The following is a 26,437-nucleotide window of genomic DNA, read 5'->3' as shown; positions in this document are numbered from 1 at the left end:
GCCCCTCCCACGTGCCTGCTCGGTCAGCTCACCGGAGCGAGCGCGGCCGGCCAGCTGTCCCGGAAGATGTCCGCGCTACGGTCGGTGGCGCTGAACGTGCCGGCGAAGAGGTTGCTCACCCGGTTCGCCTCGGCGGTGCTCGGGTACGGGTTGGTGCAGCCGGTGCCGGCGCTGCCGCCGGACATCAGGATCGCGCAGTTGCCGTTGTAGTTGTCCGGCAGGCCGAGGATGTGCCCGATCTCGTGGGTCATGATCCGCAGCGGGCTGTACTGCGCCGCCTGCTGGGTGTCGATGTAGACCCGGCCGTTGCCGAGGCTGGTGCGCACGGCGTACGAGCCGCCGCCGGTGATCTGGTAGATCCGCAGGTTGGAGCCGCAGTTGGCGGAGAGCGTCAGGTTGACTGTGGCGTTGTTCCAGATCGAGGCGGCCTGGTTGGCGGTGCCGGCGTAGCTGCCTGCCTGGCTGGTGTTGTAGCAGATGGTCATGGCGGCGGACGCGGGCGCGGGGTTGGCGACCGTGACGCCGAGGGTGGCACCTGCGGTCGCCACCAGGGCGACCGCGAGCCGACTGAGTCGTGAGGTCATCGCTGACTCCAATCCGGGAGGAGGGGGTGCCAGGAGCCTAGCGACAAGTATTCACGTTATTCAATGTCTTGTCCTGAGCGTCGCCGTCTGATTCGCTCATGGGTCGCGGTCGGTCGCGTCGATGCGCTAGCCTAACGATCGTTCAGGTCAGTATGGCGAGGGAGTCGGCGTGACGCTCGACGGTGAGGCACTGGAGCAGCTCCGCAAGCGGGCCCGGTCCGGCGGCGCGGACAAGTACCACGCGGCCAACACGGCCAAGGGCAAGCTCTTCGCCCGCGAGCGGGTCGCCCTCCTGGTCGACGAGGGTTCGTTCGTCGAGGACGGCCTCTACGCCAACGCGCTCGCCGACGGACTGCCCGCCGACGGCGTGGTCACCGGCACCGCCACCATCGACGGGCGGCAGGTCTGCCTGATGGCCAACGACTCCACGGTCAAGGCCGGAAGCTGGGGCGCCCGCACCGTCGAGAAGATCATCCGCATCATCGAGCGCGCGTACGGCGCCGGCGTGCCGATGGTCTACCTGGTCGACTCGGCCGGCGCGCGGATCACCGACCAGGTGGACCTCTTCCCCGGCCGTCGCGGCGCCGGCAAGATCTTCTGGAACCAGGTCCGGGCCTCCGGCTCGATCCCGCAGGTGTGCGCGCTGTTCGGCCCGAGCGCCGCCGGAGGGGCGTACATTCCGGCGTTCTGCGACGTGGTCGCCATGGTCGACGGCAACGCCAGCATGTACCTCGGCTCCGACCGGATGGTCGAGATGGTCACCGGGGAGAAGACGACCCTGGAGGCGATGGGCGGGGCCAAGGTGCACACCGCCGAGTCCGGCGTGGGGCACTTCCTCTGCAAGACCGAGGCCGACGCGCTGGACGTGGTGAAGACCTACCTGTCGTACCTGCCGGCGAACTGGACGCAGGCGCCGCCGACCGCGCCGGCGGTCGCCGCGGCCGCGAAGGCCGACCTGGCCGCGCTGGTGCCGGCCAGCGAACGGCAGGCGTTCGACATGCGGCGGTACGTCAAGGGCCTGCTCGACGAGGGTTCGTTCTTCGAGATCCAGGCGCTCTGGGCCAAGGAGCTGACCATCGGCTTCGGCCGCCTCGACGGTCAGGTCGTCGGCGTGCTGGGCAACAACTCGATGTTCAAGGGCGGTGTGCTCTTCGTCGACTCGGCCGACAAGGCGACCCGGTTCGTGCAGCTCTGCGACGCGTTCAACGTGCCGCTGCTGTTCCTCAGCGACGTACCCGGCTTCATGGTCGGCAGCGCGGTGGAGAAGCAGGGCATCATCCGGCACGGCGCCAAGATGATCACCGCGATCTCCGAGGCGACGGTGCCGAAGATCTGCGTGGTGGTCCGCAAGGCGTACGGCGCCGGCCTCTACGCGATGGCCGGCCCCGGGTTCGAGCCGGACGCCACCATCGCACTACCCAGCGCGAAGATCGCGGTCATGGGCGCCGAGGCCGCCGTGAACGCGGTCTACGCCAACAAGATCGCGGCGATCGAGGACGAGGCCGAACGGGCCGCCTTCGTGGCCGCCAAGCGGGCCGAGTACGAGCAGGACATCGACGTCGTCCGGCTGGCCAGCGAGCTGGTGGTGGACGCCATCGTCGAACCGCACGACCTGCGTACCGAGCTGGTCCGTCGCTTCGCGGCCGCCCGTACGAAGGATCGGCACTTCTCCCGCCGTCGGCACGGCGTCACCCCGGTCTGATCCCCGACGCGGGCCCCGCAGCGACCCGTCCCGGCGTCACGAGCGCCCGACGGACCGTCCTTACAGGAGGATGAGATGGACTTCCGGCTCACCGACGAACAAGCGGCACTGCGGGAGAGCGTGCGGGACTTCGCCCGCGAGGTGGTCGCCCCGGTCATCGCCGAGCACTACGAGCAGCACACCTTCCCGTACGAGGTGATCCGCCAGATGGGCAAGATGGGCCTGTTCGGCCTGCCCTTCGGCGAGGAGCATGGCGGCATGGGCGGCGACTACTTCGCGCTCTGCCTGGCCCTGGAGGAGCTGGCCCGGGTCGACTCCAGCGTCGCCATCACACTGGAGGCGGCGGTCTCGCTGGGCGCGATGCCGATCTACCGCTTCGGCACGGCGGAGCAGAAGGCGACGTGGCTGCCCAGGCTGCTCAGCGGTGAGGCGCTTGCCGGTTTCGGTCTGACCGAGCCGGGCACCGGCTCGGACGCCGCCGGCACCCAGACCCGGGCGGTGCTCGACGGTGACGAGTGGGTGATCAACGGGTCGAAGGCGTTCATCACCAACTCGGGCACCGACATCACGGCCATGGTGACCGTCACTGCGGTGACCGGCACGAACCCGGACGGCTCCAAGGAGCTGTCGACGATCATCGTGCCGACCGGCACGCGCGGGTTCACCGTGGCACCGGGCTACTCCAAGGTGGGGTGGACCGCCTCGGACACCCACGAGCTGACGTTCGACGACTGCCGGGTGCCGGCGGCCAACCTGCTCGGCGAGCGGGGCCGGGGCTTCGCCCAGTTCCTGCGGATTCTCGACGAGGGCCGGATCGCCATCGCCGCGCTCGCGGTCGGCCTCGCCCAGGGCTGCGTCGACGAGTCGATCAAGTACGCGAAGGAGCGGCACGCGTTCGGCCGGCCGATCGGCACCAACCAGGCCATCCAGTTCAAGATCGCCGACATGGAGTTGAAGGCGCACACCGCCCGGCTGGCGTACTACGACGCCGCCGCCCGGATGCTCGCCGGTGAGCCGTTCAAGCGCCAGGCCGCCATCGCCAAACTGCACGCCAGCACGATCGCTGTGGACAACGCCCGGGAGGCCACCCAGATCCACGGCGGCTACGGCTTCATGAACGAGTACCCGGTGGCCCGATTCTGGCGGGACTCCAAGATCCTGGAGATCGGCGAGGGCACCAGCGAGGTGCAACGCATGATCATCGCTCGCGATCTGGGTCTCTGAGGGTCCGCCGCGTCGGCCTACCGATCGGTCCGGCAGGGCTGTCCGTAGGGCTGTCGGATTATCGGCGAACGGGCGTCGGTAGCCCGACGTTCGGCTGCCGACGGTCGTAGTCCATCCGTACTCTTCGTGCCCATGACTCCGGATCATGATCGGTCACGGAGCCCGGCTGGCCCTACCTCCCTGCCGGAGCTGCTCCGCGGGCATCGACGCGCCGCCGGCCTGACCCAGGCCGAGTTGGCGTCCCGGGCCGGGGTGGGTGTGCGGACGGTGCGTGACCTGGAGCGGGGCCGGTCGGTCCGGCCGCAACGCACCACCGTCGAGTTGCTCGCCACGGCGTTGGCGCTGACCGGCACCGGCCGGGCGGCTTTCCTGGCCGCCGCCCGCGGCTCCTCCGGCGCCGAGCCACCCCTGCCGGCCACCACCCCGGCCGCGCTCGGGATCGGTGACCGGACGACGCCACGGGCGGCATCCACCAACCCTCCTGTCGCACTCCCGCCGCCGGTCGCGCTTGTCGGCCGGGATCGCGACCTTAGCGAGCTGGCCGAGATGCTGACGGCGGAGCGCGGACCGCGGCTGGTGAGCCTTGTCGGGTTGGCCGGGGTCGGCAAGACCGCGCTGGCGACGGCGGTGGCACATTTGGTGGCCGTCGCCCACCCGGGCGGTGTGGCCGGGATGCTTGTCGCCGAGGGCTCGGACGGGCCCGACGTGTTTGCCGCCGCGATGGCCGTACTGGGCGCGGCCCGACTGCCGGACCTCGTGGCCCGGCTCACCGGACAGCCGGCGCTGCTGGTGATGGACGCGGTGGAGCACGCGCCGGGCCCGGTGGCCACGACGCTGCACCGGCTGATCGGTTCCGTGCCCTCGTTGCGGGTGCTGGTCACCGGGCGGCACCCGGTCGGACTGCCGGGCGAGAGGGTCTGGCCGGTCGCTCCGCTCGACGTGCCGCCGCCTGCCGCCGAACGCTCCGGGGCGACCGCGCTCGAATCATGGCCGGCGGTCGCGTTGTTCACCTCCCGGCTGGCTCAGGTCCGCCGGGAGCCGCCCACCCCCGACGAGCTGCCAGCGCTCGCCGCGCTGGTCCGCCGGCTGGGAGGGCTGCCGCTGGCCATCGAGCTGATGGCCGCCCGGGGCCGACTGCTCGACCTCACCGAGCTGCTCGACCGGTACGGCGACCGCGTGCTCGACCTCTCCACTCCGGCCGATCCGGCGGCCCGCCCGAGCTGGGACTCCCCGCAGGCACGCGCCCGTCATTCCGACGAGTCGTACCCCGGCTCGGCGGCGTCGGTCACCCTGCGGGACGCGGTGGCGACAAGCTACCGGTTGTTGGCGCCCGACGAGCGGGCAGCGCTGCGGCAGCTCGCCGTGTTCGGCGACCGCTGGTCGGTGGAGTTGGCCGAGGAGATGCTCGGCGACGAGGCAGACCGGGACGGCACGGTGGCGATCGACCCCGTTCCGCTGCTGGACCGGCTCGTCCAGCTCGGGTTGCTGAGCGTACGCGGCACCGGGCCGTTCCGGTTCCGGCTGCTCGACGCGGTCCGCGACTACGCCATCGAGCAGGCGGCCGGCGCGGGTGAGCTGACCTGCATCCGACGTCGGCATGCCGAGGTGATCGCGCGCCTGGTGGCGCGGACCGCGAACGACCTGGTCGGCCCCCGGTTGCCCGACGCGGTACACCGACTCGACGAGATGAGCGCCGACATCAACTCGTCGCTGGCGCACGCGACCACTGACGACCCGCTCACCGCGCTGCTGCTGGCGGCGTGCCTGACCCGCTGGTGGGGGTTCCGGGGGCGTGACGTCGCCGGGCGACAGTGGCTGCGGCGGTTGCTGGCGGACCCGCGGACCGCCGACGCCGATCCGATCCTGCGTGGCTGGGCCGCGCTCGGGGTTGCCCGGCTCGCGGCGGAGCACGGTGCGGGCGCCGAGGAGTTGCCGACGGCGCGTGCGGCGTTGGACATCTTCCGACAGGCCGGCGATGTCACCGGGGAGCTGGAGGCGCGAGACGTCCTCGGCACCCTGCTGATCTTGGTCGGCGGGCAGGACGAGGCTCGCGAGCAGGCTGAGACGGCGCTGCGGTTGGCCGCCCGCAATGGGCGCACCCGGGATCTGGCGGTGGCGCAGAACAGCCTTGCCTGGCACGAGATCCGGTCCGGCGATCTGGCCGCGGCCCGCCGCCGGCTCGCCGCGATGGACCGGCTCGCCGCCGAGAGTGGGGAGCAGCGCCTTCGGGTGCAGGCGTGGGCCAATCGAGCCGAGGTCGCCCGCCTGGAGGGCTGGTACGCGGACGCCGTCGACCATGGCCGGCGGGCGCTCGCGGCGTTGTCCGAGCTGGGTGATCCGAAACGCCGCAGTCGGGTGCTCGGGAAGATCGGGTTGGCGCTCGCCCAGGACGGGCGTGCCGCGGAGGCGGCCGAGGTGCTCACCGAGCTGCGCTCGGGGGCCGCCGAGGCGGTGGCGGCCGAATCGCCGCGAGCGCCGGCCCGGCGGACTGTGGCACCGAGGCAACGCTCGGCGGACGCGGCGCTGTCCGCGGGCGGGCCGGAGGCGGGGCTCGGTGCGTTGATCGAGGGGAATCTGGCGCTGCACCGGGGTGACCGGGAACTGGCCGCCGAGTGGTTCGCGGCCGCCGCCGACGCCAGAGGACAGGAGCGCCGTGACGTAGTGGAGGCGCTTGTCGGACTGGCCGCGAGCACAGCGGATCCGGCGATCCTGGAACGGCTGGAACGGGTCTGCGAGGAGAGCGGCATTCGGCTGCTGCCGCAGGAGTCGGGGCTGCTCTACGCGCTGACGGCCGCCCGGACCGGCCCGGAAGCGCCATAGGCGGGGCCGGTGCCCTCTGCACACGGGCGGGGAGAGTGGCGCGGACGAAGAGCCCCCTTGGTGCTACCCCTCGCTGTTCGCCCGCGCCGTCACCCCCCGGTGAATCCCCGGTGCAGGAAGCCTGCCACCGCCACGGGAGCGGAAAGTCGGGTTAGGCCGAATTCTTCGGCTTGGCTGGCCCAGTTCTGCCGGTCTTTCTGCCGGTGCTGGCAACCGTCGGCCCCTGGCGCTCAGGGCTGGGTGGGGACGGTCTCCTCCTCGGGGCTGACGTCCTCGCTGCCGGCGGTGGCGCACGGGTGCGCGGCGTCGCGCACCCGCCGCAGCCCGTCGAGCAGGGCCGCCAGTGCCTCCGGATCGAGTTGGCCGGTGAACCATTGCTCGATCATCTGAAGATGCCCGGGTAGCGTCTCGTTCAGTCGTTGCATCCCGGCGGCGGTGACCACCGCGTACGAGCTGCGTCGATCGTTCGGGCAGGCCCGTCGGGTGAGTAGCCCGTCACGTTCCATCCGGTCCACCACCCGGGTCACGCCGCTCGTCGACAACGAGGTCTGCGCGGCGAGGTCGGTCATTCGTAGTTGGTTGCCCGGCGAGCGGGCCAGTCGGGTGATGACCTCGAACTCGACCGCGGAGAGGCCGTGCTCCTCGAGTTGGGCGGTGAACCGGGCCGACAGCCCGGCGTGTGCCTCGAAGAGCAGGCCGACGGCGGTGATCCGGGGATCGTCGAAGACGTTGCTCACTCGTCAATCCTAGCAGTACTTGACACAGGGAATATTGTTGCGGTTACATTTGCTCCAGCAGTCGTTGGGCTACTAAACAATCTCCTGGAGGACAGCAGCATGACCAGCAGCATCGATGCGGTTACCCGCGACTGGGACGGCCTCACCATCCCGGCAGCTGGCACCTACGCCCTCGACGTGGCGCACAAGCGGGTGGGCTTCGTTGCCCGGCACATGATGGTGAGCAAGGTTCGCGGTGAGTTCAAGGAGGCGACCGCCACCATCACCGTCGCCGAGGACCCGCTGCAGTCGTCGGTCGTCGCGACCATCCAGGCGGCCAGCATCGACACCACCCAGACCGACCGGGACGCACACCTGCGCAGCCCCGAGTTCCTTGACTCCGAGAAGTTCCCGACGCTCGAGTTCCGCAGCACCGGGGTCAAGTCCCGTCGTGGCAGCGAGTTCGTGCTCACCGGTGAGCTGAGCATCAAGGACGTCACCCGGCCGGTCGAGCTGGAGGTGGAGTTCGAGGGTGTCGGCCGCAGCCCGTTCGGTCAGGACATCTTCGGTTTCTCCGCGAGCACCGAGATCGACCGCGAGGAGTTCGGCCTGACCTGGAACGTCGCCCTGGAGACCGGGGGCGTGCTGGTCAGCCGCAAGATCAAGATCGAGATCGAGGGCGAGGCCGTCCGCCAGGCCTGATCCGCCCCGCATCGCCGGTACACCGGGCCCACGCCGCATCTCGGCGTGGGCCCGGTGTCGTCTGCGCCTCTGACGCCGATGTCGTGGTATTTGTCACGAACGGCTCGCGCCGCCATCGCGTCCGGTCTGGCGACGAACGGGGTACAGATGGCGCCACGAGTGCGCCGCTCCGGTCGACGTCGGTTCCCCGTCATCGGCCTCTGGCCCCGGTCAGGGGGGCGCTCTTACCGTGGAGGGTTCACAATGCGCTATCCGGGACGGAAGAATCCCGACCGCGCCGGTTGTCGGGAGGACACATGGGCAGGGACGTCTCGCAGGGCGCCTTCACCCGGGATGATCGCGTCCGCTACCGGCAGAAGGTGCGACGGTGCCTTGATGTCTTCGCCCTCATGCTCGACGACTTCGGGTTCGACGCCGATCGGCCGATGACCGGCCTGGAGATCGAACTCAACCTGGTCGACTCGGCGGCCGAGCCGGCGATGCGCAACGAGGAGATCCTCGCCGACATCGCCGACCCGCTGTTCCAGACCGAGCTTGGTCAGTTCAACCTCGAACTCAACGCCGAACCCCGACTGATCGAGGGCACCGGCTTCGCCGACTACGAGCACGACCTGCGCGGCAGCCTCTCCAGAGCCGACGAGCGCGCGGCCAAGTCCGACGCGAAGATCGTCCTGGTCGGCATCCTGCCCACCCTCACCGAGGGGCACCTGGTCGAGGACAACCTGTCCACGAACGAGCGTTATCGGGTGCTCAACGACCAGATCGTCGGCGCCCGCGGCGAGGACATCGAGCTGGACATCCGGGGCGTCGAGCAGTTGCAGACGCACACCGACTCGATCGCCCCCGAAGCTGCCTGCACCAGTCTCCAGTTCCACCTCCAGGTCGCACCGGACAGCTTCGCCGACTACTGGAACGCCTCCCAGGCCATCGCCGGGGTGCAGGTGGCGATCGGAGCGAACAGCCCCTTCCTGTACGGGCGCCAGCTCTGGGCCGAAACCCGGATCGCACTGTTCCAGCAGGCCACCGACACCCGTCCCGACGAGCTCAAGGCCCAGGGCGTACGGCCCCGGGTGTGGTTCGGCGAACGGTGGATCACCTCGATCTTCGATCTTTTCGAGGAGAACGTCAGGTACTTCCCGCCGCTGCTGCCGATCTGCGAGGACGAGGACCCGGTGGAGGTGCTGCATGCCGGCGGCGTGCCCCAGCTCGGGGAGTTGAGGCTGCACAACGGCACGGTCTACCGGTGGAACCGACCGGTCTACGACATCATGAACGACCGGCCGCACCTGCGAGTGGAGAACCGGGTGCTGCCGGCCGGCCCGACGGTGGTGGACATGCTCGCCAACGCGGCCTTCTACTTCGGGCTGGCGCGGGGCCTGGCGGAGGCCGATCGCCCGATCTGGAGCCAACTCACCTTCAGTTCCGCCGAGGAGAACTTCCAAGCCGCCGCCCGACGTGGCCTCGACGCCGTGTTGCACTGGCCCGGGCTCGGCGACGTGCCGGTCACCAAGCTGGTGCAGGAGCGGTTGCTGCCCACCGCCGCGGCCGGCCTGGATGGCTTCGGCGTCGCCCCGGCGCAGCGGGACCGGCTGCTCGGCATCATCGAGCAACGCTGCCGTACCGGCCGCAACGGTGCCGTCTGGCAGACCGAGGCCGTGTGGGCGGCGGAGCGGCGGCACGGCATGGACCGGTCGGCCGCGCTGCACCACATGGTCAAGCGCTACGCGGAACTCCAGCGCGCCAACGAACCCGTCCACACCTGGCCGGTGCCCTGACCCCACCGCCGCCCGGCGACCGGGCTCAGTCGGTGGTGGTGGGGCGGGCGGATCGGCGGGTCGCGCGGGTACGCCGAACGCTCGGCGTCGGGTCCTCCGCGGCTTCGGCGGCACCGGAGAGATCCGGCTCGGTACGCGGCGCGGGCACCCGGGATGCGGCACCCGCACCCGCTGCGGAGCCCGTCCTGGTCGTCTGCGGTGCGGTGTCGGCCCTGCCGCGCCCGCCCACGGTGTCGACTGACAAGCCGGAAGTCGACGACTCGGAGTCGGGTCCGGCTGTCGGAGCCGGTTCGGCCCGATAGGCCGGGGCCGGCTCGTCGACGGTGGCCCGGGTCGAGTCGACCTGAGCAGCCGGGCGGAGGTCCGTCCTCGTGGCCGAACCAGCCGCACTCCGGTGGGCCGCCCGATTCCGCTCGGCGCGCTCGGCGAGGACAGCGGCGAGCACGGAGCCGCCGATCCCGGCGATCACCGCGTACGGGGCGACCAGTTGGGTGGAGAGCTGCGCGGGACCCAGCGTCGACCAGTGCGGCAGGGTGGTCAGGTAGGCGAGCGCGACGAGCAACGGACCGGCGGCCCCGGAGGCCGCGGCCCCGACCCGGTGCCCGGACGACCGGGCCGTCCGCCGGGCGGCAAGCACGCCGATCAGCAGCGCGGGCACGAGTGCCAACAGCGCGCCGGGCCAGTAAAGCTGGTCGGAGATCCAGTACCGCGGGTGGTCCGGATCAAGCTGCCACGTGCCGAGCTGGGCACCGGTCAGCCCGCGTCCGACGCGTACCCCGTCGATCACCGAGACCACCGCGAGCAGCCAGAGCCAGGCGGCAGTCGCGGTCACGTTGACCGCGGCGGCCCGGGAGCGAAGCGCCCAGCCGGCGACGAGCACGCCGATCAGGATGCCAAGCGTCGCCTGCACGGCGGCGGTCCGTTGCGGTGCCCCGGTGTCGGCACCGGTCGCGACCCGCGCGGGAACGGCGATCAGCAGTACGGTGACCAGTCCGCCGATCCCGGCACCGAGCGCCAGGACCACCCGCCGCAGCAGCCCACCCCGGTCGACGGACGGCGCTTCGGCCACCTGCGGCGATCGGCTGTCCGTCGGCTCCGGGCCCGTCGTGTCGGTGGCAGGTGGATCCGTGGCGGTCGCCGGGTCGGAATCCTCGGTCGCCTCCGGACCGGTCATCGGTGGCGTGGCCGTCGCCGGTGCACCGCGTTGATGGAGCCGCTGCGCGCAGACCGCGCCGAGGACCGTCGAGCTGGCGGCGAGCCAGGTGGCCCAGGCGAGGCCGTCGGCCCAGGCCGTGCCGGTGGCTGCGGCATCGGTGGGCGTCCAGGTGATGACGCCGAGCCCGTAGCCGAAGCCCAGTTGCGCGGCGCCCGCGCCGGCAGCGACCCCGATCGCGGTAGCGATCGACACTCCCCAGCCCTGTCTGGCCATGCCGGGCAGCGTAACGTCCCGTCGTCGGCGCGGCGAGTCGCAACGACCCGCCGGTATGGACGGACCGCCGGTGCGGCGGACTGGGCGGCGGGCGGTACGGTCGCCGGTGATGAGGCGGTGGGCGGTATGACGGACACGAACACGGGCCCGCAGGATGCCGCGGGCGGCGCGAACCGGGCCAGCATGTGGCTGGGTGGTGGGTTGGCCGTTGTGCTGCTCGCCGCGATCGGCGCGACCGGTGGCTGGCTGCTGGCCGGCGACGGCGACAAATCCTCGGGGGAGCCGCTGGCTTCCGCGACCACGACCAGCCCGCCGACCAGCCGGGCCACCGCACCTCGGCCGAGCATTGGCCGGACCACGCCGTCGGCCGTCCGGACCTCCGCCACGGCGACCAAGGGTGCCGGCCTGACAGTGCCACCGGTGCTCGGCACCGACTTCGTGCAGGCCCGGGACATGCTGCGCGAGCAGCGGCTGGGCTGGCGGTTGGTGTTCGGCGGCGGAGCCGGTCGTACGGTCGAGAGCACCTCACCGGCCGTGGGCACCGAGGTTGCCCGGGGCACGACTGTGCAACTTCAGGTGGCTGGGCCGGCGCCAGAGGCCGAGGTGCCGGACGTGGTCGGAAAGGACTGCGCCAAGGCCGTCGACGAGTTGATCGACGAGGGTCTGTATCCGCGGTACATCAGCGGGCGCAACGGAAAGGTCGCCCGGCAGGAGCCGGTCGAGGACGGCTCGGCCCGGTGGAACGACGAGGTCAGCATCTGGTGTGGCGCGGGGGCCCCCGAACAACCGACGACGAAGCCCACTCCCTGAGCTGAGGCCCGTAGCCGATCGTCGTCGCAGCCGGGGGCGGGCGCCGAGGAGGAGCGACGTGCCCGCGACCGGCGCGGCTCGGCACGCTGCTCCCCACCGATGGCCGGTTGGGCGACTAGGTTGACGGTCGAGGGCCATGACGCCCGTCCGGTTGGGGAAAGGACGTGCGATGAGCGACGACCGCCAGGAGCCTCCCGCCGGCGAGCACGACGACGACCGCACCCGCCCACTGCCACCGGCCGCCGACCGGGCGGAGTCACCGCAGCCGACCCGACCCGCCGGCGAGCCGGACGAGACGGCGCCCATCGACCGGACCGTCCCGGCTCGTCCCGCCGGGTCGCCTGACCAGACCATGCCGATCGATCGTTCCGCCGCCACCCCGCCGGGCGCGCCGACCCCGCCGGGCGCGCCGACCAAGCCGGGCGCGCCGGGCGCGCCGACTCCGCCGCCCCCGCCCGCCGACCAGACGACGCGACTGCCCGCGGAGCGGTCGACCTCGCCGTCGTGGTCCGGTCGGGCCGAGGTTCGGCCGCCCCGGCCGGATGAAGCCGCCGGGGAGTGGTACGTCGAGGAGCAGGGCGGTCGGCGATGGTGGCTGCCGATCCTGTGGGGTGTCCTCGCGCTGCTGCTCGCCGGCCTGCTCGGCGGGGCGCTCTGGTTGGTGCTCGCCAACCAGGATGACGACCGGGACGATCCCGGCTCCACCCCGTCCGTTCCGTCAGCAACTGCCACAAGTGCCGCGCCGACAAGCGCATCCCCCACCTCGGCCGCGCCGACGAGCGAGGCACCGAGCAGCCCGCCGGTCACCAGCGCGCCGGTCGAGGTGCCGGTGCCGCCGCTCACCGGCCTGCCGCAGTCCACCGCCGAGGGGTTGCTGGGCCGGCTCGGCCTTGCCTACCAGGTGGTGTACCGGCCGTCGGAGCTGCCGCCGGGGACCGTGGTGGGCACCGAGCCGGGAGCTGGCACGGCGGTGTCGACCGACGACGAGGTGTTGTTGATCATCTCTCAGGCCCGGCCCTCGACCGGGGTGAGCCCGACCGCGCCGAGCCCGACGGTGACGAGCACGCCCTGACCGGTGGTCACCACATTCGGCGGCGGGTGCCGACCAGGCCGAGGCCGGCCAGTGAGATGGCGAGGCCGAAGATCCCGGACCAGAACAGGGAGCGGCGGGTGTCCGTCGCGGTGTGCCCGGTCGGAGCCGCTTCGCCGAGGTGCTGACGGCCGTCGGACTGGCCGCCGGCGCCGTGGCCGGCGACCGATCCGGTCGGGTCGGTGACGCCGGCCTGGTTGCCCTGGGCGTCAGCGCCGAGCCAGGCGGGTTCCTCGGCCGCCGGTGGACCGTCGTCCGTCGGCGGGTGATCGTCGACCACGGTGATCTCCGGTGCGGGCACCGGTGCGGTCAGCCGGGTGGACGACATCGCCGGGTCGCGGACGAGGACCAGGGCTGTGACCATCGCCCCGAGGAGAGCGAGGAGGCCACATGCATAGGCGATACGGGAGCGGTGGTGCCGCCGCAGGGCGGGCTGATTGACCATGACCATCCCAGGGTCAGGGTCCTGGACGCGCGGGTGGAACGGTGCCGGGGTGGGCGTACCAATTCTATGGCGACGGCACGCCCACCGGCGGCGGATCGAGTCGGTCAGCCGACCCGGAGCGGGGTACGGGTGACCGGTCGCCGGGCCCGTACGGTGTGCGGGCGGGGCTCCGGGGCGGCCTGCAGTTGCTGCAAGCCGTCCCGCTGGACGAAGATCGACCGTCGGTTGACCGCGTCGCCCGCGGCGTTCAACTCGTAGCCGTCGAGCCAGAGCCAACCGTCGTAGGTGGGCCAGTCCAGCACCCGGATCACCCGGAACTTGATGGGCCTGAGGAACTGGACACTCGCCGCGCGAGTCACGAGCAGTACGTCACCGGTGCGGGGAAGCACATGGGCTCCTGGGGAGGATTGGCCGGCGGCTGTGCCGGCGGTGCCTGAACGGGGGACGTCTCGGCCGGTGACGGGGTCGTGCCTCGTGAACCGGTGGTGCGGATGGTGGTGGTCGGGCCGTACCTCGCTGGTGACGTGCCGCCACCCGACCACCACCCGGATGCTTCCGGGAACCGCGCCCGCCGCCGCAGCTTGCCGGCTTGCAGCGGCGGGGTCATTACCCCGGAGCACGTCTCGGTCGTGCCGGCCGGGCCCGCGCCGTGCCCGGCTTCCCCGCCTCGGTGGGATCACCACTGCAAGGGAGCGGATCGAGACGCTGAGTAACCCGTGCCATACGGACAGAGTGCATCAGGGACGTGCTTCATGCAAGTTGCACGTCGACTTTTGCCAATACGTGAGCGAGTCCCGCGAAAGGCCTATTGATGCCTTCCGCGTACGGACGGCACACTGGGAGCCGGTTTCGCCCGTCGCGGCCGGCCGAGGACCGGCACCACCCCCTTCGTCGCGAACGCCCGCCGGACGACGGTCGCGCCACCGGCGGGTGTCAGCCAGTGGCGCGTCGACCGGAGGTAGCCCGAGTGGGGTCGAGCAGCCAGCGGCGGGGACCAGCGACTCACGGGTTGCGCGATGAGTGAGCGGCGCAGTCCCACAATCAGAAGGCGGCGGCTCGGTGCCGAGCTGCGCCGCCAGCGTGAGTCCGCAGGGATCACCATCGAGGTGGTCGCCGAGCAGTTGGAGTGTTCCGCGTCCAAGGTCTCCCGGATCGAGACCGGGCACACCACCGCCACACCTCGCGACGTCCGGGACATGCTGCGGATCTACGGCGTGGTCGGTGCCGAGAGCGACGAGCTGGTGCAGATCGCCCGGGAGGCCAGACAAAAAGGTTGGTGGCATCCGTACAGCACGGTGCTCGTCGGCGCGTACGTCGGACTGGAGGCGGCGGCGAGTTCGATCCGGGCGTACGAACAGCAGGTCGTACCGGGTCTTCTGGAGACCGAGGAGTACGCCGGTGCGATGATCCGCGCGGCTCGGCCGGACTTCACCGCCGATCAGGTGCACCAGAGGGTGCGTGTCCGTCTGGGCCGTCAGTCGTTATTGACCCAGGACGATCCGGTCGATCTGTGGGTGGTACTCGATGAGGCGGTGGTACGTCGGCCGGTAGGTGGGGACGAGGTGATGCGTGGCCAACTCAAGCGGTTGGTCGAGGTGGCCGAGTTGCCGAACGTGACGCTGCAGATCCTGCCCTTCGAGGTGGGCGCGCACGCCGGCATGGACGGCACCTTCACGATCCTCAGCTTCCCTGAGCCCGGTGATCCGGATGTTGTGTACGCGGAGAACGCCACGGGTGGGCTTTTCCTCGAGAAGAGCGACGAACTGCAGAAGTACAGCTTCATCTTCGATCACATCCGCGCCGCGGCCATACGTCCAGAGGAGTCCGTCGCACACATCGCAAAACTGGCAGAGGAGCCGTTGTGGAAATGGCGACCAAAAGGTTCCCCGTGGACCTGACGCAGGCAGCATGGTTCAAGAGCTCGAAGAGCGGGCCGAACTGTGACAACTGCGTGGAGGTGGCGTACGTGACGGGGGCGGTCGGAGTGCGGGACTCGAAGGACAAGAAGGGCCCGGCCCTGGTTTTCGCACCGAGTGACTGGCACGCCTTCGTCGGCGGCACCCGAGGCGGTGCGTTCGGCGCGGTCTGACCGAGTGGTCAACTGAGGCCCCCGTCCGGATTCCCATCCGGACGGGGGCCTTGCCGTGTCCGGGGAGGGTCGGTCGGGTCGGGGGTCGGCGAGGTTCCGCCGGGATTCCCGTCGCCACAGGCGGCCCGTCTCGTTGAACTGGTCGGTACGGCGCAGGTCGACGACCCGTCGCACCGACCGGCAACCGAGCGAGGTAGGCGAGACGGATGACGACGATCGGGTCAGACAATCTCACCAACGGTCCGGGTAAACCGGAGCGGTTCGGTGGAAAGTACCGCGGAGCGCGTCGGGACAGCGTACTGACCGAGGTGGTCTCGACCGACCAGGAGATGAGTGGGCGGGACACGTCGGCCTCCGAGTCGGCGGATATTCCGCTCTCGCTGCCCTCGCTGGACCCGAACCCACTTGTGGAGCCGTCGTTTCCGCCCACCGGCTGGCCGATGGAGCCCAGCGGGTCGCTGGCCGACCATCCGCTGCTTCGCGGCCTGCTCATGGAGTTGCCGCCGAAGGGCAGCCTGCCACCGTCGGAGTGGCTGGACCGCTGGTTCGAGGCGACCAGGGCGATCCTGGAACTGCTATACGTGCAGGGGGCTGGCCGTCCGCGTTGATCGCGGAACGTCCGGCTGTGCCCGCTCGGCGAACCGGCTGTGCCGGAGCGCGTGCCGGACGCCGATGGCGATCACCGCGAGCGCGCCCACGGTGATCGCCGGCCCGGTGACACCCGGGTCGGCTCCGAGGTCGGTGCCGACCGCCCCGATCACCGCGGGCACCGTGGCCAGGGCGGTCACCTGTAACGGCAAGCCGACGAGCGGGTGGGCCGCGGCGGCACGCAGCCCGTGTGGCGCGGGCGTGCCGGGGGCGCTCGCGAACGCGCCCGCCCCGGCCCGCAGCCGGCGGATCCGCCGTACCGAGCAGACCGTCGCCACCAGCGCCGGACCGGCGGCCAGGGTGAGCCCGGCGGCGGCCCGGTCGACCGGCGCGCTGCCGGCACTGAACAGACCGCCGCCGAGCACGGCCGCGGTGAGCGCCACCCCGGTGAGGGTCAGCACCAGCAACCATCCGGTACGCCGGCGCAGCATGCGGGTGTTGCGCAGCCGGGGCAGCCCGTCGGCGACAACGCCGGCGACCAGCCAGACGGCGGCGACGGGAAGCAGGATGGTGAGGTGACTCTCCATGCTCGAGAGTCTTTCTCGAATCGCGCTGGGGCGAATCCGGGCCGGTCCCCTGTTCGTCCCGGACGCCCAGCCCGTAGGGGTCATCGCACGGAGATATGGACGTTCCGGCATGTCCAACTGCCCCGCCACTGACTTACCCTCAGCTAGATCGGCGAGCGTCGATTGATGTTGGGCCGGTGGTCACGTTCCACCATCGGTCAGAGGGAGGTAGGAGATGGGTCTTCCACGAAGGTCCGTACTGGTCGGGGTGGCCACGGCGACGGTGCTGGCCGTCGGCACGCCAGCCCTGGCCGCCGAACCTGCCGGTGTGGTCAGGGCCGCCGGCGGGGCCACCGCCGTGCCGGACAGCTACATCGTCGTTCTCAAGGACAGCGCCGTGGCCCGCGACCGGGTCGGCGACACCGCGAAGCGGCTCTCCGGCCGTCACGGCGGCACGGTGGCACGCACCTACGCGGCGGCACTGCGCGGTTTCGAGGTCACCGTGAGCGCGAGCGCGGCGGCGCGGATCGCGGCCGACCCGGCGGTGGCGTACGTCGAGCAGAACCACACCGTGTCCATCTCCGGCACGCAGGCCAACCCACCCTCCTGGGGCCTGGATCGGATCGACCAGCGCAACCTGCCGCTGGACAGCTCCTACACCTACCCCAACACGGCAAGCAACGTGCACGCCTACATCATCGACACCGGCATCCGGTTCTCCCACAACGACTTCGGCGGCCGGGCCACCTCCGGCTACGACGCGGTCGACGGCGGGGCGGCCGACGACTGCAACGGGCACGGCACGCATGTCGCCGGCACCGTCGGCGGGTCCTCGTACGGGGTGGCCAAGGCCGTCCAACTCGTCGGCGTACGGGTGCTGAACTGCTCCGGCAGCGGCACCAACGCCGGTGTGATCGCCGGCGTCGACTGGGTCACCGCGAACGCGATCAAGCCGGCGGTGGCGAACATGAGCCTCGGCGGCGGCGCGAACAGCTCCCTCGACAACGCCGTGCGCAACTCGATCGCCTCGGGTGTGACGTACGGCCTGGCGGCCGGCAACGACAACGGGGCGAACGCGTGCAACACCTCGCCGGCGCGTACCACGGAGGCCATCACGGTGGGCGCGACGACCAGCTCGGACGCCCGCTCGTCGTTCTCCAACGTCGGCACCTGCCTGGACATCTTCGCGCCCGGCTCGTCGATCACCTCGGCCTGGTACAACAGCGACACCGCGACAAACACGATCAGCGGCACCTCGATGGCCACGCCGCACGTGGTCGGAGCGGCGGCCCTGGTGGCCAGCGCCAACCCGGGCTGGACGCCGGCGCAGGTCCGCAACCAACTGGTGGCCAACGCGACGCCAAACGTGGTCAGCAACCCCGGCTCGGGCTCGCCGAACCTGCTGCTCTACGTGGGCACCGGCAGCACCCCGCCGCCGCCCACCGGCTGCACCGGCACCAACGGCACGGACGTGTCGATCCCGGACGCCGGCGCCGCGGTGACCAGCTCCATCACCATCTCCGGTTGTGGACGCAACGCCTCGTCGGCCTCCACCGTCGCTGTGAACATCGTGCACACGTACCGCGGTGACCTGGTCATCGACCTGCTCGCGCCGGACGGCAGCGCCTACCGGCTGAAGAACAGCAGCACCTCGGACAGCGCCGACAACGTGAACGCCACGTACACGGTGAACGTCTCCGGTGAGGCAGCCGACGGCATCTGGCGGCTCCAGGTGCGCGACACCTACTCGGCCGACACCGGCTACATCAACACGTGGACCCTGACCGTCTGACCGGTCTCCCACGACCGAGGCCCCACCCGGTCCACCGGGTGGGGCCTCGCGTCGTACGGATCGGGGTCAGACCGAGAAGGTTGCCGGCCGCTCGGTGGCCGGCGCCGGCGGGCGGGCCTTCCAGAGGCCGACCTTCTGGGCGGCGAGCCGGCTCAGGTAGGCCGGGTTGAGGATGACGTAGCGACGCCAGAGCCGCTTCGGCTCCAGGCCCAGACGCCAGAACCACTCCAGGCCGGCGCGCTGCATCCACGGCGGGGGCTGGCGGAGCAACCCGGCGTGGTAGTCGAAGGCCGCGCCGACCGCCATCAGCGGCATGTCCAGCAGCGGTCGCATGGCGTACGCGAAGACCTCCTGGCGCGGGCAGCCCAGCCCGACCAGGACCAACCGGGCGCCGCTCGACCGGATGCGGTCGGCGATCTCGGCGTCCTCACCCGGCTGGACAGCACGGAACTTGGACGGCTCCACCCCGGCGATCTTCAGGGCCGGGAACATCCGCTCCAGTGCCGGGATCAAACGGGAAAGGGTTTCCTCGGTCGAGCCGTACAGGTAGACCGGCAGCCCCTCGTCGGCGAAGCGCGACAGCACGTGCAGGGTCAGCGTCGGCCCGTAGACCCGGTCGGAGAGCCCGGCGTGGTGCAGCAGGTTGAGTGCCCACCGCACCGGCTGGCCGTCCGGCGTGACCACGTCGAAGGAGTTGAGCCGGGCGTTGTGCGCCGGGTCGAGCACCCCGGTCATCACGCCGTGCACGGCCAACGCGGTGAGCGCGAGCGGACGCCGCTCGTGCGCCGCGGTCACCACCGCGTCGGTCGCCGTCGCGTAGTCGGTGGCGTCGACCAGGACGCCGAGCACGTTGCGCTTGGTCCGCGCGGTCATGCCTTGGGTACCCACTTACCCACGTTGGCCTCGTAGATCTCCCGCAGGATCATCGGCACGTCGTAAGTGATCTTCCAGTCCGGGTACTGCTCCTCGAACCGGGCCATGCTGCTGACATACCACTGGTGGTCGCCGGTGCGGCTCTGCTCGACGTAGTTGATCCGCGCCTCGCGGCCGGTGATCTCCTCCGCGATCCGGAACGCCTCGATGTGGGAGGTGTTGGAGTGCCGGCCGCCACCGAGGTTGTAGACCTCAGCGGATCGCGGAGCCCGGAAGAACGCCTCGAACGCGGTGAGCACGTCACGGGAGTGGATCGCGTCCCGGACCATCTTCCCCTTGTAGCCGAACAGGTTGTATGTCCGGCCCTCCATCACGCAGCGCATCAGGTACGCCAGGAACCCGTGCAGCTCGGCCGCCGAGTGCGCCGGACCGGTAAGGGTGCCGCCCCGGAAGCAGGCGGTCTTCATGTCGAAGTAGCGCCCGTACTCCTGGACCATCACGTCCGCGGCGACCTTGGAGGCGCCGAAGACCGAGTGCAGCGAGTGGTCGATCGACATCTCTTCGGTGATGCCCTGGTACCAGCGGTGGTCCTCAGGAAGCTCGTACCGTGTCTCCAGCTCGACGAGCGGCAGGCTGTTGGGCCGGTCGCCGTAGACCTTGTTGGTCGAGCAGTGGATGAACGGGGCGTCGATCGCGTGCCGGCGGGTGTTCTCCAGGATGTTGAGCGTGCCGCCGGCGTTCACGTCGAAGTCCGTGTACGGCTCCTTGGCCGCCCAGTCGTGGCTCGGCTGAGCGGCGCTGTGGATCACCACGGCGATGTCCGAGCCGTATTTCTTGAAGACCTGCTCCAGGCCGTCCCGGTCCCGGATGTCCACCGCGAAATGGGTGTACGCGTTGCCCAGGTCACCAGCGAGCCGCTCAAGGCTCCAGGATGTGGAGCCGTCCTCGCCGAAAAAATACCGGCGCATGTCGTTGTCGATGCCGACGACGTCCAGACCGAGGCCGGCGAAGTGCCGGACCGCCTCGGAGCCGATCAGGCCACCCGACCCTGTCACCAACGCGACACTCACACGCCACTCCTGGTCCATCGGAGACAGAATCCATCGCAGCATAGCGTGACGTCCGGCCCGCCCCGATATGACGGAAGGGCCCCGCGGTAAGCGGAGCCCTCGTCGTCGGTGGGGATGGGGGGAGTTGAACCCCCACGCCCTTTCGGGCACACGGACCTGAACCGTGCGCGTCTGCCATTCCGCCACATCCCCGTGGCACAACCCGGAACACTCTAGCCGCCCCGGCCCCGCTGTCTCCAGCGGCCCCGGGAATACTACGCTGTCCCAAACGCTCGCCACGAACGATTACCGTTCGTGGCGGACGAAAGATTAGCACGGCAGTCCCGGCCCTTCCGAACGGGCCGAGAGCAGGTGGCCGAGCGGCGTGTGAGCTGCGCGCGCGCCGGCCGGATACCATCATGTCCTCGGGACCCGAGGAGGAGCCGGTGAGCGTGCTGCAACGCTTCGAGAAGCGTCTGGAAGGCCTGGTCGAAGGGGCCTTCGCCAAGGTCTTCAAAGGGGTGGTCCACCCCGTGGAGATCCTCAACGCCATGCAGCGGGAGGCCGAGGCGCACAAGGCGATCCTGGCCGGTGGGCGCACGTTGGTGCCCAACCGCTACGTGATCGATCTCTCGCCGTTCGACCACAGTCGGCTGGCGCCGTACGCCGCTGCGCTGGCCCAGGAGTTGGCCCAGTCGCAGGCGGAGTTCATCGGCGAGCAGGCCTGGACGGTCTATGGCGACGTGATCGTGGAGATCGAGCGAGGCGAGGGCCTGGACACGGGCATGTTCCGTGTCACAGCCGAGGTCTACACCGGCGGCGAGGTCGCCCCGGTGTCGGCACCCGGCTACGACGCCGGCCCGCCCGCCTACCCCGCGTACGACCAGGGTGGTGGCTACGGCCCTCCGCCCGGGCACGGTGGCGGTCGCAACGTGCGGCTGGTCTCCGGCGACGGTCGCACCTACCCCCTTCAGATGGGGTCGACGGTGATCGGTCGCGGTGATCAGGCCAACCTGCGTCTGCCCGACGTCGGCATCTCCCGGCGACACGCCCGGTTGGATTTCGACGGGGGCCAGGTCGTGCTTACCGATCTGGGGTCGACGAACGGCACCATGGTCAACGGGCAGCGGGTCTCCGCTGTCGCACTCAACCCCGGTGACATGGTGCAGCTCGGCACGACGACCCTGACCTTCCGCGTGGACGGCTGACCCGCCTTGCCGGAACTGGTCATCACCGTTGCCCGGTTCGGGTTCCTGATCCTGCTGTGGATCTTCGTATTCACAGTGGTCGGCGTGATCCGCCGGGATCTCTTCGCGGGCGCCCGCTCCGGTCGTCTGGTGGCCGCGCCGCGCGCGGTCGGCGCCTCGACGGGGCAGGCGGCCAAGCCGGCGAAGGTGAAACGGGGCAGAGCGGCGCATCAGCTGGTAGTGACAGCCGGTCAGCTGGCCGGCACCAGGATCACTCTCGGTGATGCGCAGATCACCATTGGTCGAGCTGAGGACTCCACCCTGGTCATCACCGACGACTACGCCTCCGCGCGACACGCCCGGCTCGTGGCGCGTGACGGGCAGTGGTACGTCGAGGACCTCGGCTCGACTAACGGCACGTACCTCGATCGCGCTAAGGTCACCGGACCAACCCCCGTCCCCCTCGGCGTGCCGATCCGGATCGGCCGCACTTCCCTCGAATTACGGCCATGACTCTGACCCTGCGCTATGCGGCCCACAGCGACCGCGGTCTGATCCGAGACGGTAATCAAGACTCCGTCTACGCCGGGCCGCGGCTACTCGCCGTTGCCGACGGCATGGGCGGCATGGCCGCCGGTGACGTCGCCAGCAACATCGTCATCGGTGCCATGGCGCCGCTCGACGAGGACGTCCCCGGGGACGCACTCGTCGACGCGTTGCGTTCGGCCGTGGGCACCGCCAACCAACAACTCCGCGACACGGTGGACGCCAACCCGCAGTTGGAGGGGATGGGCACCACGCTGACGGCGACCCTCTTCACCGGCAGCAAGCTGGGGATGGTCCACATCGGCGACTCGCGGGCCTACCTGCTGCGCAACGGCGATTTCGCGCAGATCACCAAGGACGACACGTACGTCCAGATGCTCGTCGACGAGGGTCGGATCAGCGCCGAGGAGGCGAGCAGCCACCCGCAGCGGTCGCTGCTCACCCGGGCTCTCGACGGCCGGGACATCGACCCGGAATACTCGGTGCGCCAGGTGTTGCCCGGCGACCGGTACCTGATCTGCAGCGACGGCCTGTCGGGTGTGGTCAGCGCCGAAACCATCGGCGAGACCCTGCGGGAGTACACCGATCCGCAGCAGTGCGTCGAGCGGCTGGTGCAGCTCGCACTGCGCGGCGGCGGACCGGACAACATCACCGTGATCATCGCCGATGCCACGGATCAGGACATCGTCGAGGCGAGCCCGATCGTCGGCGGTGCCGCCGCCCGGGACCGCGGCATGGCGACCTCGGCGGACGACTCCACTCCGGCCGCCCGAGCCTCGGCGCTCGCCGCACCACGCCCGGCCGCGCCCGAGGAGCCAGCGACCTCGGACGACGAACCGGACCGGCCGAAGCGCCGCCCGGTGCGGACCGCCGCCATGGCGTTGGCCCTGCTGGTGATCGTCGGTGGCGGGGCCTTCGCGGGCTGGACGTACACCCAACGGCAGTACTACGTGGGAGCCACCGAGGAGGGCCAGGTCGCCGTCTTCCGTGGCGTCCAGGGTCAGATCGCCGGGATGGACCTCTCCACCGTGCACCGCCGCAGCGGCACGCGACTGGACGACCTCACGGTCGCGGCGCAGGACACCGTCAAGGTCGGCATCCGGGCCAAGAGCGAGCCGGACGCCGAGCGCCAGCTCGCCGAGCTGACCAGCGACACCCCGACCAACCCCAACCTGAAACCGCTCTGCCCGCTCGATCCGACCGCCTCGCCGGGCGGCACGCCGACACCGGCCGACCCGCCGTCGAGCCCGAACGGCAGCCCGAGCACCATCGCGTCGCCGACCTCCAACGGGGTCGTCAGCGCGAGCCCGACCGTCGGTGCCACCGCCGCTGTCGGTGCGACCGGTTCATCCACCACGCCCGACAACACGCCCTCCGACTCGGCCACGCCGGCGCTCGACCCGGCCGCCTGCCGATCTCCTGAGTGAGCGTCGGCTGAGATCCCGAGGATTCCACCTGTGACCGTAGCGGCCACACCGGCACCCTCGCCCGCCACCGCGGGCGAGCAGTCCGGCGTACGCCTGGCGCGGTCGCGCCGCAACGCCGAGCTGTCCCTGCTTCTGCTCGCCATGGCGTTGGTGGCCGCGTACGGGGCGACAGTCGAGGCGAACCTGCTGGACACCGTCACCCCGGACTTCTGGATGCCCGCCGCCGCGCTCGGCGCGGTCTTCCTCGGTCTGCATCTGGTCATCCGATTCCTCGCCCCGTTCGCCGACCCGGCGCTGTTGCCGGCGGTGGCCCTGCTCAACGGGCTCGGGGTGGGCTTCCTCCGTCGGATCGACCTGGGCGAGGCCCCGGTCGCCGAGCGGGAGAGCCTGGCCATCTTCGCCGGCATCGGCGGGCGGCAGTTGGCGTGGACGCTCGCCGCGGTGATCCTCGCCGCCGGTCTGCTCGCCCTCATGCGCGACCACCGTTCGGTCTCCCGGTACGCGTACACCCTGGGGTTGGCCGGCATCGTGCTGGTGATGCTCCCGGCGGTGCTGCCGTCGAGCATCTCCGAGATCAACGGCGCGAAGCTGTGGATCCGGGTGGGTGGCTTCTCCATCCAGCCGGGTGAGTTCGCCAAGCTGGCGCTGCTTGTCTTCTTCGCCTACTACCTGGTCCGCAAGCGCGAGGTGCTCTCGCTGGCGAGTCGACGGTTCCTCGGCATCGACTTCCCACGTGGGCGTGACCTCGGTCCGGTGGTCGGCGTCTGGCTGGTCAGCCTCCTGGTCCTCGTCTTCGAGAAGGACCTGGGCACCTCGCTGCTCTACTTCGGCATGTTCGTGGTGACCCTCTACATCGCCACCGAACGGGTCAGTTGGCTGCTGATCGGTCTGGTCCTCTTCTTCGGCGGGGCCTACCTCGCCTACTTCCTCGGCTCGACGGTCGGCGGCCCGTTCGCCAACTTCTACCTGCGGGCAGAGATCTGGATGGACCCGTTCGCCGACCCGACCGACAAGGGCTACCAACTCGTGCAGGGGCTGCTCGCCCTGGGCACGGGTGGGCTCTTCGGCGCCGGGCCGGGCGGCGGCCAACCGGACATCCTGCCCGAGGTGCAGAACGACTTCATCTTCGCCGGCCTCGGTGAGGAGCTCGGCCTCTTCGGTCTCTCCGCCCTGCTTGTCGTCTACCTGTTGATCGTGGAGCGGGGGCTGCGGGCCGCGCTCGCGGTCCGGGACTCGTTCGGCAAGCTCCTCGCCGGTGGTCTCGCGTTCACCCTCGGCCTGCAGGTCTTCGTGATCGTCGGCGGGATCAGCAAGCTCATCCCGCTGACCGGTCAGACCACCCCGTTCCTGTCCGCCGGTGGTTCGTCGTTGATGGCCAACTGGTTGCTCATCGCGGTGCTGTTGCGGGTCTCCGACGGAGCCCGCCGGCCGGTCGGCGGGAGCGCCAGCAAGGCCGCCCGACCCACCGGTGGCGCGCCGGAGCAGCTACACGGTGCTCCCACGGAGGTGATCAAGCCGTGAACGCACCACTGCGCCGCGTCGGCGTCGTCGTCATGGTCCTGTTCGGTCTGCTCTTCGCGAACCTCAACTGGGTGCAGTTCCAGAAGGCCGACGAGTACCGCACCAGCGACTACAACGGCCGGGTCCAGGTGGCCGACTACAAGAACAAGCGCGGCAACATCGAGGCCGGTGGCACGGCCGTGGCCACCAGCAAGGAGACCACCGGCAAGCTGAAGTTCCTGCGCACCTACCCGGGTGGCGCGGAGTACGCGCACGTGCTCGGCTACAAGCCGGTCAACCTGGCGGAGCAGGGCATCGAGCGGGTGGAGAACGACTTCCTGGCCGGCACCAGCGACCAGTTGATCGGCGACCGGTTGAAGGACATGTTCACCGGCGACGACACCGGTGGCGGCAACGTGCTGCTCGCGCTCTCCAAGCGGGCTCAGGATGCGGCCTACAACCAGTTGCGTAACAACCAGGTGGGGGCGAAGCGGGGCGCGGCCATCGCCATCGACCCGCGCACCGGGGCGGTGCAGGCGCTGGTCTCCATGCCCAGCTTCGACCCGAACCCGCTTGCCAGTCACACCGGTAGCGAGGCGACCGCAGCGTTCAACAAGCTGGATCAGGACCCGGCGGGCCCCCTGAAGAACCGGGCGCTCAGCGAGACGTTGCCGCCGGGCTCGACCTTCAAGATCGTGGTTGCCGCGGCGGCGCTGGAGAACGGCATCAGCAAGACCACCCAGATCCCGGCCGGCCCCAGTTGGACGCCGCCCACCTCCGGCACCCCGATCCGCAACGCCGAACAGTCGATCTGCCCGCAGCCGAAGGTCACCCTGATGACCGCTGTCACCGAGTCGTGCAACACCGGCTTCGCGCAACTCGGCGTGCGGCTCGGCGCCGACACGATCAAGGAGAAGGCCCGGCAGTTCGGTTTCGAGCAGGAGGGCCTCACCGTCGGTCACCTCGGCGAGGACGGTCTGCCCACGGCGGCCAGCCGGACCGGTGACATGCAGAACCCGGACGGCAGCACCGACCAGGCCGCACTGGCCCAGTCCTCGATCGGCCAGAACAACGTCCGGATGACCCCGCTCCAAGGCGCCATGATCGCCGGTGCGATCGCCAACAACGGCAGCCAGATGCGGCCGTACCTGGTCCAGCAGCTGCTCGCCCCGGACCGGACCACCAGCTACTACACCGCGAAGCCGCGGGAGCTGCGTCAGCCCGTCGAGCCGCAGATCGCCGCCGACCTGCGCGAGATGATGGTCAGCGTCGTCCAGAACGGCACCGGACGGAAGGCCGCGATCAGCGGTTACACGGTCGGTGGCAAGACCGGCACCGCGCAGTCCGCGCCGGACCGGCCCGACCACGGCTGGTTCATCGGCTTCGCGATGGACAAGAACGGCACCCCGGTCTCCGCGGTCTGCGTGATGCTCGAGCAGGCCGGCCCCGGTGGCAGCGGCGAGGCAGCCCGGATCGCCGGCCAGATCATGCGGGCCGCCATCAACGACCCCGGGGGTCGCTGA

Annotated in this window: 24 protein-coding genes and 1 tRNA gene; 16 read left to right on the top strand and 9 right to left on the bottom strand. The window is 70.6% G+C overall.

What is annotated here, in order from left to right:
- Nucleotides 1-23: 23 nt before the first annotated feature.
- On the bottom strand, nucleotides 24-584 hold the full coding sequence (locus AB0F61_RS15455; protein WP_357809331.1) for a snapalysin family zinc-dependent metalloprotease: 561 nt from the start codon (nucleotides 582-584) through the stop codon (nucleotides 24-26).
- A 169-nt stretch (nucleotides 585-753) separates the two neighbouring features.
- Between AB0F61_RS15455 and AB0F61_RS15450 the strand changes: the two genes are divergently transcribed.
- From AB0F61_RS15450 to AB0F61_RS15440, 3 genes are all read left to right on the top strand, one after another.
- The gene (locus AB0F61_RS15450; protein WP_357809328.1) at nucleotides 754-2,286 is read left to right on the top strand and encodes an acyl-CoA carboxylase subunit beta; all 1,533 of its coding nucleotides are present in this window, start codon (nucleotides 754-756) and stop codon (nucleotides 2,284-2,286) included.
- A gap of 75 nt (nucleotides 2,287-2,361) precedes the next feature.
- Nucleotides 2,362-3,510 (top strand): acyl-CoA dehydrogenase family protein, encoded by a 1,149-nt coding sequence (locus AB0F61_RS15445; RefSeq protein ID WP_357809325.1) that lies wholly within the window; start codon nucleotides 2,362-2,364, stop codon nucleotides 3,508-3,510.
- A 132-nt stretch (nucleotides 3,511-3,642) separates the two neighbouring features.
- Nucleotides 3,643-6,330 (top strand): helix-turn-helix domain-containing protein, encoded by a 2,688-nt coding sequence (locus tag AB0F61_RS15440; RefSeq protein WP_357809321.1) that lies wholly within the window; start codon nucleotides 3,643-3,645, stop codon nucleotides 6,328-6,330.
- Nucleotides 6,331-6,560: 230 nt separating this feature from the next.
- Here AB0F61_RS15440 and AB0F61_RS15435 read toward each other — a convergent pair whose 3' ends face one another.
- Complete coding sequence (locus tag AB0F61_RS15435) at nucleotides 6,561-7,067, bottom strand: MarR family transcriptional regulator (protein ID WP_357809318.1); 507 nt, start codon at nucleotides 7,065-7,067, stop codon at nucleotides 6,561-6,563.
- 99 nt (nucleotides 7,068-7,166) lie between these two features.
- Between AB0F61_RS15435 and AB0F61_RS15430 the strand changes: the two genes are divergently transcribed.
- Nucleotides 7,167-7,748 (top strand): YceI family protein, encoded by a 582-nt coding sequence (locus tag AB0F61_RS15430; RefSeq protein WP_357809315.1) that lies wholly within the window; start codon nucleotides 7,167-7,169, stop codon nucleotides 7,746-7,748.
- Nucleotides 7,749-8,044: 296 nt separating this feature from the next.
- Nucleotides 8,045-9,523, top strand: coding sequence for a glutamate--cysteine ligase (locus tag AB0F61_RS15425; protein WP_357809312.1), 1,479 nt, complete (start codon nucleotides 8,045-8,047; stop codon nucleotides 9,521-9,523).
- A gap of 25 nt (nucleotides 9,524-9,548) precedes the next feature.
- Here the strand turns inward: AB0F61_RS15425 and AB0F61_RS15420 are convergent, their stop codons facing one another.
- Nucleotides 9,549-10,952 carry a hypothetical protein gene (locus AB0F61_RS15420; RefSeq protein ID WP_357809309.1) on the bottom strand — a complete coding sequence of 468 codons (1,404 nt, stop codon included), beginning with the start codon at nucleotides 10,950-10,952 and terminating at the stop codon, nucleotides 9,549-9,551.
- A gap of 126 nt (nucleotides 10,953-11,078) precedes the next feature.
- On the opposite strand from AB0F61_RS15420, the gene AB0F61_RS15415 reads away from it, so the two are divergent.
- Together AB0F61_RS15415 and AB0F61_RS15410 are read left to right on the top strand one after the other, a co-directional pair.
- Nucleotides 11,079-11,762, top strand: a complete 684-nt coding sequence (locus AB0F61_RS15415; RefSeq protein WP_357809306.1) for a PASTA domain-containing protein — start codon at nucleotides 11,079-11,081, stop codon at nucleotides 11,760-11,762.
- Nucleotides 11,763-11,931: 169 nt separating this feature from the next.
- Nucleotides 11,932-12,834 (top strand): PASTA domain-containing protein, encoded by a 903-nt coding sequence (locus AB0F61_RS15410; RefSeq protein WP_357809302.1) that lies wholly within the window; start codon nucleotides 11,932-11,934, stop codon nucleotides 12,832-12,834.
- Between the two features lie 7 nt (nucleotides 12,835-12,841).
- Here AB0F61_RS15410 and AB0F61_RS15405 read toward each other — a convergent pair whose 3' ends face one another.
- Together AB0F61_RS15405 and AB0F61_RS15400 are read right to left on the bottom strand one after the other, a co-directional pair.
- Complete coding sequence (locus tag AB0F61_RS15405; protein WP_357809299.1) at nucleotides 12,842-13,216, bottom strand: hypothetical protein; 375 nt, start codon at nucleotides 13,214-13,216, stop codon at nucleotides 12,842-12,844.
- 185 nt (nucleotides 13,217-13,401) lie between these two features.
- Complete coding sequence (locus tag AB0F61_RS15400; RefSeq protein ID WP_357809296.1) at nucleotides 13,402-13,686, bottom strand: hypothetical protein; 285 nt, start codon at nucleotides 13,684-13,686, stop codon at nucleotides 13,402-13,404.
- 627 nt (nucleotides 13,687-14,313) lie between these two features.
- Here AB0F61_RS15400 and AB0F61_RS15395 point away from each other — a divergent pair.
- The 3 genes from AB0F61_RS15395 (at nucleotide 14,314) to AB0F61_RS15385 (ending at nucleotide 15,994) form a co-directional block, all read left to right on the top strand.
- On the top strand, nucleotides 14,314-15,195 hold the full coding sequence (locus AB0F61_RS15395) for a helix-turn-helix transcriptional regulator (protein WP_110562910.1): 882 nt from the start codon (nucleotides 14,314-14,316) through the stop codon (nucleotides 15,193-15,195).
- Complete coding sequence (locus tag AB0F61_RS15390) at nucleotides 15,165-15,386, top strand: DUF397 domain-containing protein (RefSeq protein WP_357809291.1); 222 nt, start codon at nucleotides 15,165-15,167, stop codon at nucleotides 15,384-15,386. Before AB0F61_RS15395 ends, AB0F61_RS15390 begins: the two co-directional genes overlap by 31 nt.
- Nucleotides 15,387-15,592: 206 nt before the next feature.
- Complete coding sequence (locus AB0F61_RS15385; protein ID WP_357809288.1) at nucleotides 15,593-15,994, top strand: hypothetical protein; 402 nt, start codon at nucleotides 15,593-15,595, stop codon at nucleotides 15,992-15,994.
- Here AB0F61_RS15385 and AB0F61_RS15380 read toward each other — a convergent pair.
- Nucleotides 15,962-16,561 (bottom strand): hypothetical protein, encoded by a 600-nt coding sequence (locus tag AB0F61_RS15380; protein WP_357809285.1) that lies wholly within the window; start codon nucleotides 16,559-16,561, stop codon nucleotides 15,962-15,964. The two genes, AB0F61_RS15385 and AB0F61_RS15380, sit on opposite strands and share 33 nt — an antisense overlap.
- Before the next feature lie 214 nt (nucleotides 16,562-16,775).
- Here AB0F61_RS15380 and AB0F61_RS15375 point away from each other — a divergent pair, with 214 nt between their 5' ends.
- Nucleotides 16,776-18,332, top strand: a complete 1,557-nt coding sequence (locus AB0F61_RS15375; protein ID WP_357809282.1) for a S8 family serine peptidase — start codon at nucleotides 16,776-16,778, stop codon at nucleotides 18,330-18,332.
- A gap of 66 nt (nucleotides 18,333-18,398) precedes the next feature.
- On the opposite strand, the gene AB0F61_RS15370 is transcribed toward AB0F61_RS15375, so the two are convergent.
- The 3 genes from AB0F61_RS15370 to AB0F61_RS15360 all read right to left on the bottom strand — a co-directional run bounded on the left by AB0F61_RS15370 (nucleotide 18,399) and on the right by AB0F61_RS15360 (nucleotide 20,467).
- The gene (locus AB0F61_RS15370; protein ID WP_357809279.1) at nucleotides 18,399-19,205 is read right to left on the bottom strand and encodes a WecB/TagA/CpsF family glycosyltransferase; all 807 of its coding nucleotides are present in this window, start codon (nucleotides 19,203-19,205) and stop codon (nucleotides 18,399-18,401) included.
- A complete protein-coding gene (locus tag AB0F61_RS15365; RefSeq protein WP_357809276.1) occupies nucleotides 19,202-20,317 on the bottom strand; it encodes an NAD-dependent epimerase/dehydratase family protein in 1,116 nt (371 codons plus the stop codon). The genes AB0F61_RS15370 and AB0F61_RS15365 overlap by 4 nt, the downstream gene beginning before the upstream one ends.
- Before the next feature lie 67 nt (nucleotides 20,318-20,384).
- A tRNA-Leu gene (locus AB0F61_RS15360) sits at nucleotides 20,385-20,467 on the bottom strand.
- A gap of 206 nt (nucleotides 20,468-20,673) precedes the next feature.
- Here AB0F61_RS15360 and AB0F61_RS15355 point away from each other — a divergent pair.
- Genes AB0F61_RS15355 through AB0F61_RS15335 form a run of 5 tightly spaced genes read left to right on the top strand, consistent with a single transcriptional unit; the run spans nucleotide 20,674 to nucleotide 26,437 of the window.
- Nucleotides 20,674-21,462: a DUF3662 and FHA domain-containing protein gene (locus AB0F61_RS15355; RefSeq protein WP_007454122.1), complete on the top strand. Its 789-nt coding sequence runs from the start codon at nucleotides 20,674-20,676 to the stop codon at nucleotides 21,460-21,462.
- 6 nt (nucleotides 21,463-21,468) lie between these two features.
- On the top strand, nucleotides 21,469-21,954 hold the full coding sequence (locus tag AB0F61_RS15350) for an FHA domain-containing protein (protein ID WP_357410372.1): 486 nt from the start codon (nucleotides 21,469-21,471) through the stop codon (nucleotides 21,952-21,954).
- Nucleotides 21,951-23,414 (top strand): PP2C family serine/threonine-protein phosphatase, encoded by a 1,464-nt coding sequence (locus AB0F61_RS15345; RefSeq protein WP_357809272.1) that lies wholly within the window; start codon nucleotides 21,951-21,953, stop codon nucleotides 23,412-23,414. Before AB0F61_RS15350 ends, AB0F61_RS15345 begins: the two co-directional genes overlap by 4 nt.
- A gap of 30 nt (nucleotides 23,415-23,444) precedes the next feature.
- Nucleotides 23,445-24,935 (top strand): FtsW/RodA/SpoVE family cell cycle protein, encoded by a 1,491-nt coding sequence (locus AB0F61_RS15340; RefSeq protein WP_357809269.1) that lies wholly within the window; start codon nucleotides 23,445-23,447, stop codon nucleotides 24,933-24,935.
- The gene (locus tag AB0F61_RS15335; RefSeq protein WP_357809266.1) at nucleotides 24,932-26,437 is read left to right on the top strand and encodes a penicillin-binding protein 2; all 1,506 of its coding nucleotides are present in this window, start codon (nucleotides 24,932-24,934) and stop codon (nucleotides 26,435-26,437) included. The genes AB0F61_RS15340 and AB0F61_RS15335 overlap by 4 nt, the downstream gene beginning before the upstream one ends.

It is taken from the genome of Micromonospora sp. NPDC023888 (genome assembly GCF_040639415.1).
GTDB lineage: Bacteria > Actinomycetota > Actinomycetes > Mycobacteriales > Micromonosporaceae > Micromonospora.
Note: the sequence above shows the minus strand (reverse complement) of the source record. Positions and strands in the feature narration are given on the sequence as shown.

What these genes read in the sequence shown, in the direction of transcription:
- AB0F61_RS15455 (WP_357809331.1), bottom strand. Translation starts at nt 584, where the DNA reads ATGACCTCACGACTCAGTCGGCTCGCGGTCGCCCTGGTGGCGACCGCA.
- AB0F61_RS15445 (WP_357809325.1), top strand. Translation starts at nt 2,362, where the DNA reads ATGGACTTCCGGCTCACCGACGAACAAGCGGCACTGCGGGAGAGCGTG.
- AB0F61_RS15440 (WP_357809321.1), top strand. Translation starts at nt 3,643, where the DNA reads ATGACTCCGGATCATGATCGGTCACGGAGCCCGGCTGGCCCTACCTCC.
- AB0F61_RS15430 (WP_357809315.1), top strand. Translation starts at nt 7,167, where the DNA reads ATGACCAGCAGCATCGATGCGGTTACCCGCGACTGGGACGGCCTCACC.
- AB0F61_RS15425 (WP_357809312.1), top strand. Translation starts at nt 8,045, where the DNA reads ATGGGCAGGGACGTCTCGCAGGGCGCCTTCACCCGGGATGATCGCGTC.
- AB0F61_RS15420 (WP_357809309.1), bottom strand. Translation starts at nt 10,952, where the DNA reads ATGGCCAGACAGGGCTGGGGAGTGTCGATCGCTACCGCGATCGGGGTC.
- AB0F61_RS15415 (WP_357809306.1), top strand. Translation starts at nt 11,079, where the DNA reads ATGACGGACACGAACACGGGCCCGCAGGATGCCGCGGGCGGCGCGAAC.
- AB0F61_RS15410 (WP_357809302.1), top strand. Translation starts at nt 11,932, where the DNA reads ATGAGCGACGACCGCCAGGAGCCTCCCGCCGGCGAGCACGACGACGAC.
- AB0F61_RS15405 (WP_357809299.1), bottom strand. Translation starts at nt 13,216, where the DNA reads ATGGTCACAGCCCTGGTCCTCGTCCGCGACCCGGCGATGTCGTCCACC.
- AB0F61_RS15395 (WP_110562910.1), top strand. Translation starts at nt 14,314, where the DNA reads ATGAGTGAGCGGCGCAGTCCCACAATCAGAAGGCGGCGGCTCGGTGCC.
- AB0F61_RS15390 (WP_357809291.1), top strand. Translation starts at nt 15,165, where the DNA reads ATGGCGACCAAAAGGTTCCCCGTGGACCTGACGCAGGCAGCATGGTTC.
- AB0F61_RS15385 (WP_357809288.1), top strand. Translation starts at nt 15,593, where the DNA reads ATGACGACGATCGGGTCAGACAATCTCACCAACGGTCCGGGTAAACCG.
- AB0F61_RS15380 (WP_357809285.1), bottom strand. Translation starts at nt 16,561, where the DNA reads ATGGAGAGTCACCTCACCATCCTGCTTCCCGTCGCCGCCGTCTGGCTG.
- AB0F61_RS15375 (WP_357809282.1), top strand. Translation starts at nt 16,776, where the DNA reads ATGGGTCTTCCACGAAGGTCCGTACTGGTCGGGGTGGCCACGGCGACG.
- AB0F61_RS15370 (WP_357809279.1), bottom strand. Translation starts at nt 19,205, where the DNA reads ATGACCGCGCGGACCAAGCGCAACGTGCTCGGCGTCCTGGTCGACGCC.
- AB0F61_RS15365 (WP_357809276.1), bottom strand. Translation starts at nt 20,317, where the DNA reads ATGCTGCGATGGATTCTGTCTCCGATGGACCAGGAGTGGCGTGTGAGT.
- AB0F61_RS15355 (WP_007454122.1), top strand. Translation starts at nt 20,674, where the DNA reads ATGTCCTCGGGACCCGAGGAGGAGCCGGTGAGCGTGCTGCAACGCTTC.
- AB0F61_RS15345 (WP_357809272.1), top strand. Translation starts at nt 21,951, where the DNA reads ATGACTCTGACCCTGCGCTATGCGGCCCACAGCGACCGCGGTCTGATC.